We start from the raw sequence: 15,950 nt of genomic DNA, 5'->3' as shown, positions 1-15,950 counted from the left end.
CGGGTAGCGCTCCAGCTGGGTGCTGGTGATGCGCCGTCCGAGGTCGTCGTAGGTGGACTGGCTGACCGCGCCCGTCGGGCCGGTGGTGGCGAGCAGTTCGCCGTCGAGGTCGTAGGACTTGGTGACGGTCGGGGCGGTGGCACCTCCGCTCGGTGGCAGGGTCACCTGGACCACGTTGCCGAACTGGTCGTACTTCGTGGTGCTGGTCAGCTTGAGGCCGGTCGGGTCGACGACGCTGGTCACGGGCCGGCCGAGCGCGTCGTACTGGACCGTGGAGGCCGGCGTGATCGTGCTGCCGGACTGCGGGTCGGTGTACGCGGCGCCGGCCACGGCGACGCGGTTGCCGTCCGGGTCGTAGGTGTTGGTGACGGTGTTGCCCAGCGCGTCGACGCTGGAGGTGACCTGCCCGAAGGTGTCGTAGCCGGTCCGGTTGATCGGCCGGATCTGCTGCGGCTGGCTGCCGCGGGTGGCCGGGTCGTAGGCCTCGGCGCTGAACAGCGGGCCGGTGGTGACGGTGGGCCGTCCGGCCTCGTCGTAGCCGGTGCTGCTGGTGTAGGCGGTCGGGTCGGCACCGGCGGCGTTGCCGTTCGGGCTGATGGCGCTGGTGCGCAGGCCGCGGCTGTTGTAGCCGTATGTCACCACCGAGTCGGTGGGCTGGTTGCGGGCGGTCTGCTTGAGCACGTTCCCGGTGACATCGTAGACGTAGTCGGTCTGGGCCGAGCTGGCGTCCGCGCCGCCCGTGCTGATCACGCTGGTCGGGCGGTTGGCGACATCGTAGGTGTACGCGGTGGTGCGGTTGAGGCCGCCGGGGTCGGTGCTCGTGCTCGTGACGCGGCCAGCCGCATCGTAGGCGGTAGCGGTGGTGGTCTTGCCACCGCCGGTGACCTGCTGGGTGAGGTGGCCCGCGTCGTCGTAAGTGTTCTGCTGGAGCACCACGTTGCGCAGCGTGCCGTTGGTGTTGTGGTAGCCGTCCAGGTCGATCTCGGCGACGGTGTTGTCGTCGTTGTAGTAGGTGTGGGTCGTGCGCCCCATCGCGTCGGTGTCGGTGGCAGGACGGCCGGCCGGGTCGTAGCCGCGCGAGTCGACGACCTGCCAGCGCGGCGCGGTCGGGGTTGCGCTGCTGCCGGTGTAATTGGTGACGGCGGTTTGCTGCAGCTGACCCATGGGTGAGTGGCTGTAGCTGTAGGTGGTGCCGGCCGCGTCGGTCTTGGTAGCGACGTTGCCGTAGCGGTCGTAGGTGTAGGAGACGAGGTGGCCGGCGGGGTCCTTGACCTGCTTCACCCGGCTGGTGTCGGGCTCGTACGTCCACGTCGTGGTACGGGCCGGGTCGCCGCCGGTGGTGTCGGCGACGGTCTGGCCGACCACGTTGCCGTCGACGTCATAGGTAGTGGTGGTCTGCCGGGTGTGCTTGGTACCGGTGACGGCGTCGGTGGTGTACGGATCTGTACGGGTGACCTGGTTGCCCTGGCCGTCCCAGGTGTAGTCGGTCTCCAGCGTCCGGGGTGCGGTCGGAGTGCCGCCGGGGCAGTCGTCGCAGCTAAAGGACTGGCTGGTGGTGCGGCCGAGGTTGTCGTAGCCGTAGGTGACGGCGGGGCGTAGCGGTGAGGCGATGGAGGCCAGGTCGCCGTTGCTGCGGTAGGTGTAGGTGGTCTGCTGGTCGGCGGGGATCTTGCCCGGGTCCGGGTAGGCCGCCGCGTCGAGCAGGCCGGTCTGGGCTCGCACCAGTCCGAGCGGTGCCGTTCCGCCGCCCTGGGCCTGGGTGGTGGCGTCGGTGCGCAGGGTGTAGCTGACTCGGCCCTTGGGGAAGTCTGGGGTGGCCGGGGCGGTGGTGGAGGTCAGCTGGCCGTTGGCGTCGTAGGTGTAGCGGGTGGTGTAGGTGGTGTCGGCGGGGCCGGAGGAGCGGGCGTCGCTGGAGGTGAGGATTTTGTCGTTGGCCGGGTTGAGCGGGTTGCCGGTGTCCAGGAAGTAGGTGGCGTAGCTGGTCTGGCAGCTTCCGGCGCCTCGGCAGGTGGTTCGGGAGACGGTGTTGCCGCGGGCATCGTGCCCGGTGGTGATGGTGTGTCCGTTGGGGTCGCTGACGGCGTAGAGGTAGCCGGCGGTGTCGTAGCTGTAGCGGGTGGTGTTGCCGTAGCCGTCGCTGCGGGAGAGCAGGCGGGAGGAGCGGGTGTCGTACTGGTAGGTGAGGTTGTAGCCGGTGGGGTCGGTGACGGTGGCGGTGGTGACGGGTGTGGCGGTGCCGCCGTCGCCCATGGCCTTGTAGTGGGCGGCGACTGTGGTGGCGTCGAGCCGGCTGGTGTAGTAGGAGGCTTCGGCGATGTTGCCGTTGAAGTGGTCTGCGCCGCCTGCTGTCCAGTTCCAGCCGGTGGTGGTGCCGGCGCCGAGGTAGACGTACGGGGTGCCGTTGAAGGTGATCTTGCGTCCGCTGGTGTCGGAGGCGCTGGGCTGTCCGTCGATGTAGATGGTCTGGCCGCTGTCGTCGGCGGCGAGGACGACCTGGTGCCACTTGCCGTCGTTGACGGTGCGGTCGGAGGTCATGACGGCGCCTGAGCCCATCCAGAACTCGCCGTGGATGCGGCCGTCGGAGCCGACGTAGAGGGCAGGGTTCCAGGTGTTGCCTGGCGGGGAGCCGACGGGGAAGTCCTGGTAGCTGTACAGGGGGCCGCCGCTGGTGGTTTTGAACCAGAGTTCCATGCTGGCCGGGCCGTGGATGGGGGCGGCGTCGGAGGGGAGCTGGACCTGTGAGGTGGTGCCGTTGAAGACGGCGGAGCGCTGGTTGGGGTCGCTGGAGGGGCCGTTGCCGTTCAGGAGGACGTCGGTCAGGTTGCCGGTGTTGACGTCGGGGCGCGCGTCACCGAGCTGGCTGGCCGCGTACCAGGAACCGGACGGGTCGTTGAGACGCCAGTAGCCGGTGGCGCTGTCCTGGACGATCTTGGTGCGGTAGGCGTTCGCGGCGTCCACGCCGCCGGCCACGGCCGCGGAGGTCGCGCGGTTGTAGTGGCCGGAGACCGTGTCCTTGGTGAGCCGGTATCGGAAGAGCGAGAAGTCGGCGATGGTGCCGTTGAAGTAGCCGACCTGGTCGGACGGCGGGTTGGGCCAGCCGCCGCCGGTCCAGCCGGCGCCGAGGTAGGCGTACGCGGAGCCGTTGTAGGTGATGGGCAGCGCGGTGGTGCTGGTGGCGTTGGGGGCACCGTCCAGGTAGAGGGTCTGGCCGTTGCCGTCGCCCGCTAGGGCGACGTGGTGCCAGTTCCCGTCGGCAACGGTGGTGGTGGAGACCAGGGCGTTGCTTGCGGAGCCGGTCCACAGGGCGCCGTAGAGTTTCTTGTCCGAGCCGATGTAGAGCGCCGGGTTCCAGCGGTCGGTGGAGCCGTTCGGTTTCCCGTCGATCGGGAAGGACTGGTAGCTGTACAGCACGCCGGGGCTGGTGGTCTTGAACCAGAGTTCGACGGTGGCCGCCCCCCAGTGCTTGGGTGCGGTGTTCGGCGGCAGTTGAACGTACGAGGTGGTGCCGTTGAAGCCGGTGGCCGTGGAGGTACCGGAGGCCCAGGGGCCGTTCTGGCAGCAGGTGGTGTTGTGGTAGCTGCCGCGGTTCTGGGCGAGTGCGGCCGAGGAGATCAGCTCGGTGGCCTGGTTACCGTTGGTGTCGCCGAGGCGCCAGTAGCCGGTGGGCTTGCTGTCGACCACGGCGGCGTCGTACTGGGTGACGTCGGCAGCGGTGGCGAGCTGGTAGAGCGAGGAGATGGTCGCGGCGCTCAGGCCGTGCGGGTAGGCGGCCACATCGGCGAGCTGGCCCTTGAAGTGGCCCGCCCGGTCCGTCGGCGGCTGCGGCCAGCCGCCGGTGACGTTGCCCGCGCCGAGGAATACGTGGTTGGTGCCGTTGGGGCTGATCGTTCCGTTGAGCGGTCCGGCGGCGGCCGCGCCGTCGAGGTAGAGGGTCTGGCTGGTCTGGGTGTCGGCGGAGATCACCGCGAAGTGCCACTTGTTGTCGGTGACGGTGGCACCGCTGGCCAGGGTCTGCGCCGCATCACCCATCCACAGCTGGGCACGGAGCTTGCCGTTGCTGTCGACGTAGAGTGCCGGATTCCAGCGGTCGGTGGAACCATTGGGGGTGCCGTTGACCGGGAAGGACTGGTAGGAGAGCAGCACGCCGGCACGGTCGGTGCGGAACCAGAGAGCGAGCGCGCCGGGCCCGTTCTGCGGGGCGTAGGTGGCGGGCAGTTCCGCCCAGGACGTGCTTCCGTCGAAGGACGCGGATCCGGCGGAGCCGTTCATCGGGCCGGCGGCGCCGAGGTCGACGTTGGCGTAGGTGCCGTTGTTGGGCGTCGGCCGCGGTGTGTAGACCTGGTTGGCGGCCTGCACGCCGGCGCCGTCGGACAGCCGCCAGTAGTCGGTCGGCCGGGAACCCATGACGCTGCCCCGGTACTCCTGGGAGGACCCGGTCACCGTGGGGGTGTTGAGCTTCCAGGTGCCGAGGTTCTCGTCGGTGACCTGGGAGGCGCGGTCCTTGGCGGTGTCGTAGGAGACGGCGAGCCGGGACTTGCCAGAGGGGAGCTTCACGCCGGACAGCTCGGTCGAGGGCCGGCTGCCGGCCTGCCACAGGGCCTGGACGGCCGGGGCACCGAGGGTCCGGTTGTAGAAGGCGACATCGCTGATACTGCCGGAGAAGTAGCTGGCCCGGCCCGTGAGATCGGTGAACGGGCTGTCCTGCCACCAGCCGCTGGTGAAACCTCCGCCGATGGCACCGGCCCGCTGTCCCGGTGCGAGGACGGGACCCGCGAGCGGCGTGCCCTGGGCCTGACCGTCGAGGTAGAGGGTCTGGGTGTTCCCAGCAGCGGACAACAGCGCGAAGTGCCACTGGCCGTCGTTGACCGCCTTGTCCGACTGCATGGGATTGGAGGAGCCGGCCCAGAACTTGCCGTGAAGCTTGCCGGACTGCCCGACGTACAGCGCGGGGGTGTAGTCGCCCCCGGTGGTTCCGTTGCCGGGAAAGGTCTCCGCCTGGTAGCTGAACAGCACGCCCGAGCCGGTGGTCTTGAACCAGAGTCCCACCGACGCGTAGGACGAGGTCGACAGCTCGGTCTGCGGCAGCGTGACGTAGCCGCTGCTGCCGTCGAAGGTCGCCGCGGTCGCGGCCGCCGCCGGTCCGGGGGTGCCCAGGGTCACGCCCTTGGCGGAGTACGTCGCGTTGTCGTTGCCCTGATTCTCGGCGACCTCGCTGCCCGCGGTGGTACCGGAGGACTCGCCGAGGCGCCAGTAGGAGACGGGCGCGGAGTCGAGGACGGCCGAGCGCATGTGGGAGCCAGCGGTGTAGGAGTAGCTGCTGCAGGACCGTGCGGTGTTCCCGCCGGTCGCCGGGGCGCAGACCTGGTCCAGCTGGTCGGGGTTGCTGGTGTTATAGGTGTAGGTCCAGGTCTGGGAGGTGTTCCAGTCCGTGCCCGTGGCGGGGTCGGTGGAGACCTTCGCGACGTGCCGGTTGCCGGCCGTCCACTCGAAGTGCAGCATCCTGCCGGAGGTGGTGTCCTTCACCGTGGTCAGGACGCCGTTGGCGTAGCTGAGTTCCTGGGTGCGGCCGAGCGCGTCGCGTACCAGGGACAGGGCGTAGCCGTCACCGGAGGCGGCGTGGAACTCGTAGCGGGTGCCGTCCTTGGCCATCAGGTCGAAGCCTGCGGCGACCTTGGTGAGGGACTGGAACTCGCCGGACGGCGGCGTGTACAGGGCGCCCTTGTTCGGGTCGGCGCCGAAGCGGGCGGCCCGGCCGCTGGCGGTGGTGAGGACGACGGAGTCGGTTCCGTCGTTGTCGGGCTGGACCCGCATGTCGAAGTTGGAGGTCCAACCGCTGCCGAACAGCGTCGAGGTGCGCGGGTCCAAGCTAAGGTCCGTAAATCCGTTGTGCTCACTGTGCCACGCACAGGCCGTCACCCGGCGGACGGATGGGGGTGGTTCGCTGTGGCGTGCACGGAGCCGAGCAGGCTGAGTGCCTCGGCGCTGGGGCTGTCCTGATCGGCATGGTAGATGATCAACTGCTGGCCGGGCGCGTCCCGCACGTCGAATGCGTGGTGGGTGAGGGTCAGGCCGCCGACGTCCGGGTGGTGGAAGTGCTTGTCCTCCCGGGTCTTGCCGCGCACGGTGTGGGTGTTCCACAGCCGGGCGAAGTCCGTGCTGCGCGTGCTGAGTTCGCCTACGAGATCTCGTAGGCGTGGACTGCCCGGATCGAGTCCGTACGCCTGGCGCAGGTGCCCCACCACGGTCTCGGCTGTCCGGTCCCATCGGGGGTGGAACGGCCGACCTGCCGGGTCGAGGAAGACCATGCGGGCCAGGTTGTCCATCGGTTCAAAGGGGGAGTACAGCGCCTCGGCCAGGGCGTTGGCGGCCAGGAAGTCCAGGATCGGGTTGATGACGAACGCCGGAGTGCTGGGGTAGCCGTCCAGCAGGACGCGCAGGGCGGGGGCCACCTGGTCGGTGGCGGCGACGGCCCACTGGGACGGCGCGGTTCCGGACAGTTGGTGAAGGTGGGCCTGGGCATCTGTATCCAGCAGCAGCGCGCGGCTGAGCGCATCCACCACCTGCGCGGACGGGTGGCGTTCGCGGCCCTGTTCCAGCCGGGTGTAGTAGTCCGCGTTCACCCCTGCCAGTACGGCGACCTCTTCGCGGCGCAGCCCGGCCACCCTCCGCACGCCATGGCTCGGCATCGCGACCTGGTCTGGCCGCACGGCCGCACGGCGCGCGCGCAGGAACTCACCCAGCTGGTTGTCGGTCATGTGCCCAGGCTAGGCCGCAGCCCGGTGTGCTGCCTGGGTGTACCGCACCCAGACAGCACACGGCCTGGGCCGCCTGGAACATCTCGCCCAGACTCGGTGCCCTACCGAGAGATGAGGGGCAGTCATGCCGGACCAGACAGTCAAGGTCGTAGCGATCACCGGTGCCAGCAGCGGGATCGGCGAGGCGACCGCCCGCCGGCTCGCCGCCGACGGCCACCGCCTGTTCCTGGGAGCACGGCGCACCGATCGCCTGGACCAACTCGTCACGGAGATCACCGCCAAGGGCGGCGCGGCGGCGACCCAACGCCTGGACGTCACCGAGGCCGCCGACGTCCAGGACTTCGTGGCAGCGGCCAAAGAGCGCTACGGCCGCGTGGACGTGATGGTCAACAACGCCGGGGTGATGCCGCTGTCGCCGCTGGAGGCGCTCAGGACGGAGGAGTGGAACCGCATGATCGACGTGAACGTGCGGGGTGTCCTGCACGGCATCTCCGCCGCCTTGCCCGTGATGCGCGCGCAAGGCGGCGGGCACATCGTGAACATCGCCTCCGTCGGCGCGCACGAGGTCTCTCCCACCGCCGCCGTCTACTGCGCCACCAAGTTCGCGGTCCGTGCGATCTCCGAGGGCCTTCGTCAGGAATCCGCCGGTGACGTCCGGGTCACGCTGGTCTCGCCGGGCGTCACGGAGTCCGAACTCGCCGACAGCATCGCGGACCCGGACGCCCGGGCGGCCATGCGGGCCTACCGCGCCGTGGCCCTGCCGGCCTCCGCAATCGCGGACGCCGTCGCCTACGCGATCTCCCAGCCACCGCACGTCGACGTCAACGAGATCGTCGTACGACCCGCGGCGAGCGCCCAGTGACGGAAGGAACCGGAATGCCGCACACCCCCGCCCTCGACGACCTGGCGCGCAGAGTGCGCGCCCTGGAGGACCGGGACGCCCTGCACGCCCTCATGATCCGCGGCTGGCGGGCACTGGACCGCAAGGACTGGCAGACCTGGTCCGCGTGCTGGGCCGAAGACGCCGTGCTGGAGTTCGGGCCCTGGCAGCGAATCCAGGGAAGGGAGGCCATCCGCGCGACGGTGGAGGAGGCCGAGTCGCCTTACACGAGCATCCAGCACCACATCCTCAACATGCACGTAGACGTGACGGGCGACCGGGCAACCGGCATCGGATACATGTGGTTCGTCGCCGTCACCGCTCCCGGGAGAACCTCCGCCCCCTACTCCATGGGCGGCCCCTACGACTGGGATTTCCGGCGGAACGGGGACAGCTGGCTCTTGGCCCGGCAGCGGCTCGGGGTCTTGTGGACCGACGGCGACGACACCCTGCGAGCCTTCGAACCGGAGTGCCGGACCTCCTCATCCAGCAGCGGGTAAGAGAAACCCAGGTGGGCACCACGCCGGACGGCTTCCATGCCATAGGCGGCAGTGCGACGGGCGAGGGAGACTGATGACCTCCGACCGGGGAGGCCGCGGGTGAGGCGGTGGCATCTGTGTTCGGGCGCCGGCACCGGAACGTGCCACGGTGCGGCGTCCCGCGCCGATGCGCGGGCCCGCCTACACCGTGACGCCGGCCAACACCCCGGCGGTGATCGGCCTGAGGCGGGCCGTCGCCACCGGCTAGGCGCCTGCACGTCCGACCCGGCCCCCGGATCCCCCTCCTCGCTCTGGGGCGCGACAGCACGACAGCACCACCCCGCCCCCTGGCCCGGCGCAGGGCCGGAGTCCACCCCGGCCCTGCTCGGTGCCGCTCGGTGCCGTCGGTTGTCGGTGGCCGTGGCTAGGCTGACGATCATGAATCTGACGACAGTGATGATCACGGTGGATTGTGCGGAACCGCAGGAGCTGGCCCGGTGGTGGGCCACTGCGTTGGGAGGAGAGATCGCCCAGGACCACGGCGACTTCGTCATCGTCAAGGCCGAGCCGGTGGCGCTGGGTTTCCAGCGGGTGGCCGAGGAGCGGCGGGGCAAGAACCGGGTGCACATCGACTTCGCCGCCGCGCCCGGCACGAGCCTGACGGTGGAGGTGGCGCGGCTGGTCGCTCTGGGTGCGAGCGTCGTCGGCGAGCACAGCGTTCCGGGCCTCACCTGGACCGTGTTGCGGGACCCGGCCGGCAACGAGTTCTGCGTCCACTGAGAGCAGCGCCACCGTGCTGGTCGCAGCCACTAGGCGATGACTGCGACCAGCACGGCCGCCCACGGCAGACGGCGCGCTTGCGCACCTCGTTCCCGGGGCGCCGGGCACTCGGGAACGGCCGGTCGCCGGTCAGCGGAACGAGACCATCTACGGCCCGACCGTCTACACCTGGACCCTGGGCCGGGGCATCGAGCACGGCTACCTCGCCGACTACCGCGTCCTGGTCCCGGTCGTCAACCGACGAAGACCTGCGCGACCTGCTCAACCTCCCGGCCGTCGCTGACCTGCGCTCCCAGCGCTCGAACGAGGACCTGCTGTGCCTGGCTTTGCAGGTCGCGGTGCTGCGCGCGGTCGCGGACCTGGGCCTGCGCCGGGTGATCACGTTCCACTCGTGGGTGTCGAGGGCGCGGGAGTTCGACGCGAACCTGCCGGCGGCGGCCGCGCTGCTGAAGGAGGCGGACCGGCCGGAGCGGATCTGGGCGAAGGCGGTGGCCGGCACCGACCGCCTGCGTGAGCGCCGGGCGGCGTTCGCGGAGTTCAAGGCCCACACCGGCGAGGACGGCGAGGAGTGCGGCATCCTCTGCAACTCCCGTCTCCTGACGGTGGGCATCGACGTTGCTGCGGTCGACGCGGTCGGCTTCGCCGACCCCAAATCCAGCATGATCGACATCGTCCAGGCGGTGGGCCGGGCGCTGCGCCAGTCCTACCGGCAGGGCAAGGTCTCCTGGGTCATCATCCCCGTCTACCTCCCGACGCCGCTGGTCGGCGACGAGACGGCGGCCGCGGACCCGGCCGAGGTGAAGGATGCGGGCGAGGCGGTGAAGGCCGAGGCCGACACCGAGATCGAGGCCTCCAGCTTCCGGATGATCTGGCGTGTCCTGCGGGCGCTGGCCGCGCACGACGCCCGGGTCGTGGGCCGCATTACCGAGCTGCGCGCCCACCGCGCACAGTCCGCCCTGCTCACCTCCGAGGCCTCCAAGGAAGGCGCGGCCGCCGAGGCCGGGACGGGCGAGCAGCCGGCGGCGGTGGTGGAGTCGCCGGTGGAGTGGCTGCGGATCGACGCCCGGCGCCACGCGGCGCGGATCCTGCAGACGGTGAAGCTGCGGGCGTTCAGCCCGCGGGCGATGGAGTGGCAGCGGATGCACGCCGTTGCCGCCAGGTCCCACCTGGAACACGGCCACCTCGACCCCACCGACAAGACCCGCCCGGGGGAGCTGATCTCCTGGCTCGACCGGCAGCGCTACCTGAACGGCCAAGGCCTGCCCGATGCCGCGCGCGTCTCGGAGCTGGCCGCACTCGGCATGATCTGGTCCAAGCACGCAGGCGCCTGGGAACGCGGCCCCGCCTACGCCCGCGCGTGGGCCGCCCACCACGGCCACCTCGCCATCCCCGCCACCGAGAAGCTCGACGGCTACGCGGTCGGCGCCTGGATGCACCGCCAGCGCAAGGCCGAGAACCTCGGCGCCGACCAGACGGCCGAGCTCGACGCGCTGGACGAGCTGTGGCGCCTGGAGCCGGACTGGAACCGCTCCTACCGCCGCCCCCTCGCCTACCTCGCCGCCGGCGGCAGCCTCACCGGGCCCGCCAACCGCACAGGCCTGGGCGATGACCCGGCGTTCCGCCCCGGCGCGTGGCTGCGCAAGCAGGACAAGGCCCGCACCGACGGCAAGCTGACCGAGCGGCAGACCGCCCTCCTGGACGCGCTCACCCGGCACGCCAGGACCGTGACGGGCTGACCCCGTCGCACCTCACCGTCCCGGCCAGCTCCGGGAGGCACGACCCGTTCCCCGGAGAAGACGAATTACCACCACCCAACAGCCGAAGGCGTCCCGGCACGCGCAGTGGACCCGTTCATGGGGCGACGGGCGCGACCCGCTCCGTTGAGGACGACACCGCGGTCGATGCCGACCCCCACTACGAACAGGACGACGCCCCCAAGATCGGCTCGCACGGCCGCGCCGAGTGCGGCACCTGCCACCGACTGACCGAAACACACGACAAAAAGGAACACCCGTGGACGAAGACCAGCATGACCAACGCTTCCCCCTCGTCTTCTACCGGCACGACGGCGGCGAACTCATGATGCCCGCCAGCCACGTGACCGCCCTGCTGCGCCACATCGCCGAGAGCCAGTCGACTGGTTGCTGACCTCCTCGACCTTACGGGCTCTGTCGGGGAGCTCGTGATGCAGGACCCGGGATAGATGATCACCACCCCTAACCGGCTGGGACAGGTCCTTCCCTGCAGTAGCGACGTTTTACCTTGGTGTCAATCCCCTGTAATCGTGGAGTCCTCCGCAATGCGGCCTTGGCCTCCTGATGGGCGTCGGCTCGTGCTTTGCTGATGATCCGTTCGAACTCCGCGGGCGGCAGGCCGCCGGCCGCGCTGTGCCGGCGGCGGGTGTTGTAGAAGTCGGTGATCCAGGTCGCGATCTTCAGTGGGGGTGTCGGGGAGTTCATGCGGTGCTCCGGTGGGGCCAGGCGCCGGTCAGTCGTCGCCGGAGCCGTGTTCGGCCATCCCGCGGTGCAGCTCGGCCTTGGCGCTGTCGGGCAGGACCTTGTTGGCCGCGGCCTGGGCCCGGGTCTTGAGGGAGCCGGCGGTGATCTTGTCCTTGCCGGCCATCAGCGCTTCGAAGCCCTGCCGGGCCACCTGGGCGCCGCGCAGGCGGTCGGCGGCCTCGGCGAGGTGGCCGTCCTCGGCGTTGATCAGCAGGTCGAAGCCGTGTTCGGCGTACTCCCTGGCGAGCTCGTACCCGATCCGGCTGGAGGCACCGGTCACACCGCGGATGGTTTGGCATGGGGCGTCATGGCGCGCGGCTACCCGACCGGCCCGGTGCCCACCCCACGGGCGGCGCCCACATCACCGACGGCTGGCGCCGCGCGACCCGTACCGGCCCGGATGCCGCTGGCTGAGGTGGTGCGAGCAGCGTGACCTGGGCGCTGGGCAGGGGCTTTCCCGCGCCGGCGACGGGACTGATGGAAACGCGCCTGCCAGGACCCACCAAGTGTCTTCCGACCAGTAGCGGGCCGGATCCGCAGAGCGGCCGCCGGCCGGTGGTCCGACGCAGCGTCGGCTCGGGGATCGGTATGTCGCCGGGGATCGCGGCCATGGCAGCGACCGGAGCGACCGGGGCCGCGGGTTCACTCGCTTCGCGAGGGCGGTCGGCTTGGTGGACCACGTCCAGGGTGACATCAGTGGTGGTGAACGTCTGGGGCCGGCTGAAGTCGGTTGTGGGGTCTGACCGTGTTCGAGGTGCAACCTGGCAGCGACGGCGTGCACGCGCTGCCACTCGGTCGCCCGCGGGCTGAACGCGCGCAGCTTCACCGTCTGGAGGATCCGCGCCGCGTGGCGCCGGGCGTCGATCCGTAACCAGTCCACCGGCGACTCCACCGGCGCTGGCGGCTGCTCGCCCGCGGTCTGGCGGGCGCGGAGAGTGGCCTCGCGGGCGCAGGCGGCGACATCCTGATGCCGGTGGCGCTCGCGGCGCAGCGCGTTCTGGAGGTCGGCGTCGGCGTGCCGGTTGGCCCTGACCACCCGGGGGGACAGACGGCCCGGACGGCGATCCAGTGACGCTGGCTCCGCCTCAATCCGAGCGCAGCGCGTCGAAGCCGAGTAGCAGGGCATCGAGCGCGAAGGCGAACCGCTCGGCGTCGTCCGCGCCGACCCCCTCGATCGCGGCGCGGATCAGCAGCGGGTACCGCTCGGCCTCGAGCGCGGCCAACCAGTCGGCGCCACCGGCCTCCTCGGCTCCGACTACGATCTGGGCCTCCGCCGTCGCGTGGCCGATCACGAACACGGCAAGGGAGTTGAGCGCGTGCAGGGCGCGGCCGAGCGGGAAACCGCCGGCCGTGAGCAGGCGCAGGAGAGCCTCGAGGTCGTCGAGGGTCGCCGGCGTGACGGCGGGTCGGGAGGTGGCGAGCGGGAGTACGGCCGGGTGCCGTAGCAGACCCTCGCGCAGGGCGGTGGCGTAGGCGTGCAGGGCCGTGCGCCAGTCGGCCGAGCCGTCCGTGGCGGGGGTCGCCGCCGTGAACACCTGCTCCACCAGGCCGTCCAGCAGGGCGTCCTTGTTGGGCACGTAGTGGTAGAGGGTCATCGCCTCCACTCCCAGCTCCTGGCCGAGCGAACGCATCGTCAGGCCCTTGAGCCCGTCCCGGTCGACCAGGCCGAGCGCCGCGTCGAGGATCTGCCGCCTGCTCAGCCCGACCCGCTCGCCCCGGCCGCGCCGAGCCGCCTGATGAATCGTCATCTCCGCCCTCCGCCTCCCCGCACCGGCTTGACTTTCTTACAGCATAAGAGAACACTCATCTCCAGCGAAACTTACACCGTAAGAAACAGGCCGCCGCAGGGGGAACCACGATGTCGACCACCATCAACAAGCAGGTCATCCGCGACTTCGTCGCCGCGCTCAACGACCGCTCCGGCGAGGGCTGGGTACAGCTGCTCTCCCCGTCGGTCATCGACCACAACAAGATCATCTTCGGCGAGGAAGACGCCCCCGGCGCCGCCATCGAGGGATTCCGCCTCCAGCTGGCCGCCTTCAGCACCGAGGCCGAGGGCGACGGCTTCCACATCGAGCAGCTCATCGCCGAGGGTGACGAGGTCGTTGCCCGGCTGCGGGTGGCCGGTGTCCACACGGGCTACCACGCCCGGATGCCCGAGCCGACCCACCGCCGCTGCGACGTCGAGCAGATCTGGATCTTCACCGTCTGCGCCGGCCGAATCGCCGAGATCCGCGCTGTGAGCGACCGCCTCGGCATGTTCATCCAGCTCGGCTGGAACTGGCCGACCATGGACTGACCCCACAGCGCGGCCGGCGGCCTGCCGCCCATGGAGTTCGAACGGATCATCAGCAAGGCACGCGCCGAGGCCCGTCAGGAGGCCAAGGCCGCATAACGGGGGACTCCACGGTTACAGGGGATTGACAGTAGAAACCTACGCCGATCCTGCGCCGAAGCGCTTCATGGTCCGCATGGCGGTGGCGGCGCTGATGCTGGCCCCGCCGGGGGTCGTCGTCCCCCTGGCGCTACACCGCATCGAGATCGGGGGCGGGCAACAGGACAACGCGTGGATGGCTTGGTTCGTTCTGTCATCGATCGTCGGTGCTCCGGCGCTACTGTTCCTTCTGGCGCTGCCCGTACTCACAGTCATGCACCGCATGTCCAGAGGCTGGGACCTGACCATCGGACCCCAGGGCATTGAGACCACCAGTGCTCTCGGCACTCGCGAATACCAGTGGCACCAGGTGCAGGACTTCACCATTGAAGACATCCAACACTCAGGCCTGGGCCTATACACATACAGCGGACTTCACGCGAGAGAGACGCGGTACCAGCCCGCACCCGCCCGTCCGGATGGCCGCCATGGCACCCCGGAACGTTCACGGACGGTGACCGCAACGACGGGAGGGCTCCGATCTGCATCCTGACCGCCGGTCGGCCCTAACGGCATGGTCGAGCGGGAGCTCCTGGGCCGGGATGTCGTCCCGGGCATGTGGACCTACCAGCTGATCGAGGCGTACGACTGCACCTACTCCCGGGTGTTCGCCGCCGTCGAGGAGCGGGTCCGCCAGGACCTCGCCGCCGGGCGCCGGCACCTGGCGGAGGCCGAGATGCAGCGGGCCGCACGCTCTCGCCGCGGGCACAAGGCCCCGTAGATCCGCACCTTGTGTTCCGGGCGTCCACAGGGACGGAGCGCAGGCGGCCGGGTCCCGGGGAAGCAGGGGGGGTGTTTCGCGGGGCCCGGCCGGTGGGAGGCCAGCAGCGCCGAGCCGCGGCGCGGCTGCTCTGCTCGGCGGCCCGATGGTGCTGTGGTGGGGCCGCCGTGGCGGGAATGCTAGACCTGATGATCAGCAGATGACCAGGGCTTCTGACCTGCAATCTTCCGGCCGCGAACATGCCATCCGGCGGCGCGGTCTCACCTGCCGGCCCGCCAGATGCCGAGGACAGCTTCGTACAGTCGGTCGGACCCTTCCCGCCGAGCCGGGTCGTTCTCGTCGGTCATTAACTGCCGTGACCTGCGACGGAAACGGTGTCCGGGCTGTGCGGGAAGGGGTGAACCGAGCGGTGCAGCCCCCGTCCGATCGCGGGTCGTTTTCCGCTCAGGGGGAAGCTCCTCGGCCTATTGGCTGGAGACAGTGATTGTTCCTGTGCCGCCCGCGCGTTGGTTTGCGTCGACGGCTTCCTGGTAGGTGACGTACCGACGGATGGTGCCGTCGGGCAGGTTCAGTTGGTAGACGATGGTGGTGTGTGGGGATCCTCCGCCGCAGTTGCAAGACATGGCCGCCATCCTTTCGGCTTCGATTCGTGGGGCAGGGGGTTCATGGGGCCGTCGTCGGTCAGTCCAGCCAGCGTGAAGCGATCCCCGCCAGGTACGAGAGCGTCAGGGTAGCCGTGGGTATCTGGAACCATGGTGAGCCCTCCAAAAAGGTGGCGTACAGGGCGGTGGCGGTGGCGGCCCAGATGCTGGTGCACCATCCGCAGCTGACCAGATAGGTCGCTCGGGAGTCGTCGCCGAAGCGAGCTGCGGTCCACGACCTGAACCCCGCTGCCAGCGTGTCCTTGGTAATGAAACGGGTGATGCGACAGGTGGTGCCGAGGGCGAGAAGGAACGCGGTAACGCTCATGGCAAACCATCCACTTCCCGATTGACCTATGACGGGGTGGTGCAGCGGTACTCGGCTGTTGCTGGGAGTCGGGTGCGACCGGTCCGCGGCGGTGGGGATAGGGGCTGTTGGAGGTCCGGTTGTGCCCGGGATCGGTGCTGGGCTGCTGTGTACGGTCCCGGGTGCTTGTGTGCGCCAGTCGCTCACGTGGTACGGCTCTCGGTCACCCGATAGATGTGGAGACGGTTGGGCGACCAATAGGCTGGCAGCGGGTTGTCCCCCGTCGTGGAAGGACGGGGGACAACCTTTGACCAGCGGGCCGGCCTCCAGCGCGACACCGTCAGCTCGGACGACCCGGCCTAGACCTGTGCACCGGCATTCCGGCGGGACTCGTCACGCTGCCCCGGGCGGTCTGACCGTGGCCGGTCACACCGGCGGGAGGCAGGGCGTCAGGG

General features: G+C 70.1%; 13 protein-coding genes. 8 read left to right on the top strand and 5 right to left on the bottom strand.

What is annotated here, in order from left to right:
* Both ACFV1W_RS37905 and ACFV1W_RS37900 read right to left on the bottom strand, forming a co-directional pair.
* Positions 1-5,865, bottom strand: a 5,865-nt coding sequence (locus ACFV1W_RS37905) for a LamG-like jellyroll fold domain-containing protein (protein ID WP_380421844.1), incomplete at its 3' end; no start/stop codon positions are given.
* A 47-nt stretch (positions 5,866-5,912) separates the two neighbouring features.
* Positions 5,913-6,755 carry a helix-turn-helix transcriptional regulator gene (locus ACFV1W_RS37900; protein ID WP_380421843.1) on the bottom strand — a complete coding sequence of 281 codons (843 nt, stop codon included), beginning with the start codon at positions 6,753-6,755 and terminating at the stop codon, positions 5,913-5,915.
* Positions 6,756-6,879: 124 nt separating this feature from the next.
* Between ACFV1W_RS37900 and ACFV1W_RS37895 the strand changes: the two genes are divergently transcribed.
* The 5 genes from ACFV1W_RS37895 (at position 6,880) to ACFV1W_RS37875 (ending at position 11,042) form a co-directional block, all read left to right on the top strand.
* The gene (locus ACFV1W_RS37895; protein ID WP_380421842.1) at positions 6,880-7,617 is read left to right on the top strand and encodes an SDR family oxidoreductase; all 738 of its coding nucleotides are present in this window, start codon (positions 6,880-6,882) and stop codon (positions 7,615-7,617) included.
* Between the two features lie 14 nt (positions 7,618-7,631).
* Entirely contained in the window at positions 7,632-8,135 is a 504-nt protein-coding gene (locus tag ACFV1W_RS37890; protein WP_380421841.1) for a nuclear transport factor 2 family protein, read from the top strand.
* A gap of 417 nt (positions 8,136-8,552) precedes the next feature.
* A complete protein-coding gene (locus tag ACFV1W_RS37885) occupies positions 8,553-8,894 on the top strand; it encodes a VOC family protein (protein ID WP_380421840.1) in 342 nt (113 codons plus the stop codon).
* Between the two features lie 326 nt (positions 8,895-9,220).
* Positions 9,221-10,630, top strand: coding sequence for a Helicase associated domain protein (locus ACFV1W_RS37880; protein WP_380421839.1), 1,410 nt, complete (start codon positions 9,221-9,223; stop codon positions 10,628-10,630).
* Between the two features lie 277 nt (positions 10,631-10,907).
* Positions 10,908-11,042 carry a hypothetical protein gene (locus ACFV1W_RS37875; RefSeq protein WP_380421838.1) on the top strand — a complete coding sequence of 45 codons (135 nt, stop codon included), beginning with the start codon at positions 10,908-10,910 and terminating at the stop codon, positions 11,040-11,042.
* Positions 11,043-11,381: 339 nt separating this feature from the next.
* Here the strand turns inward: ACFV1W_RS37875 and ACFV1W_RS37870 are convergent, their stop codons facing one another.
* Together ACFV1W_RS37870 and ACFV1W_RS37865 are read right to left on the bottom strand one after the other, a co-directional pair.
* Positions 11,382-11,672: a hypothetical protein gene (locus tag ACFV1W_RS37870; protein ID WP_380421837.1), complete on the bottom strand. Its 291-nt coding sequence runs from the start codon at positions 11,670-11,672 to the stop codon at positions 11,382-11,384.
* Positions 11,673-12,477: 805 nt separating this feature from the next.
* Positions 12,478-13,140 (bottom strand): TetR/AcrR family transcriptional regulator C-terminal domain-containing protein, encoded by a 663-nt coding sequence (locus tag ACFV1W_RS37865; protein WP_380421836.1) that lies wholly within the window; start codon positions 13,138-13,140, stop codon positions 12,478-12,480.
* A 110-nt stretch (positions 13,141-13,250) separates the two neighbouring features.
* On the opposite strand from ACFV1W_RS37865, the gene ACFV1W_RS37860 reads away from it, so the two are divergent.
* The 3 genes from ACFV1W_RS37860 (at position 13,251) to ACFV1W_RS37850 (ending at position 14,547) form a co-directional block, all read left to right on the top strand.
* Complete coding sequence (locus tag ACFV1W_RS37860) at positions 13,251-13,691, top strand: ester cyclase (protein WP_380421835.1); 441 nt, start codon at positions 13,251-13,253, stop codon at positions 13,689-13,691.
* Positions 13,692-13,812: 121 nt separating this feature from the next.
* Positions 13,813-14,319, top strand: coding sequence for a hypothetical protein (locus ACFV1W_RS37855; protein WP_380421834.1), 507 nt, complete (start codon positions 13,813-13,815; stop codon positions 14,317-14,319).
* 21 nt (positions 14,320-14,340) lie between these two features.
* Positions 14,341-14,547 (top strand): hypothetical protein, encoded by a 207-nt coding sequence (locus ACFV1W_RS37850; RefSeq protein WP_380421833.1) that lies wholly within the window; start codon positions 14,341-14,343, stop codon positions 14,545-14,547.
* Positions 14,548-15,228: 681 nt separating this feature from the next.
* Here the strand turns inward: ACFV1W_RS37850 and ACFV1W_RS37845 are convergent.
* Complete coding sequence (locus ACFV1W_RS37845) at positions 15,229-15,516, bottom strand: hypothetical protein (protein ID WP_380421832.1); 288 nt, start codon at positions 15,514-15,516, stop codon at positions 15,229-15,231.
* Positions 15,517-15,950 lie beyond the last annotated feature (434 nt).

Source organism: Kitasatospora sp. NPDC059648 (assembly GCF_042734825.1).
GTDB lineage: Bacteria > Actinomycetota > Actinomycetes > Streptomycetales > Streptomycetaceae > Kitasatospora.
The sequence above is the reverse complement of the archived record's forward strand: the minus strand, read 5'-3'. Positions and strand labels throughout refer to the sequence as shown.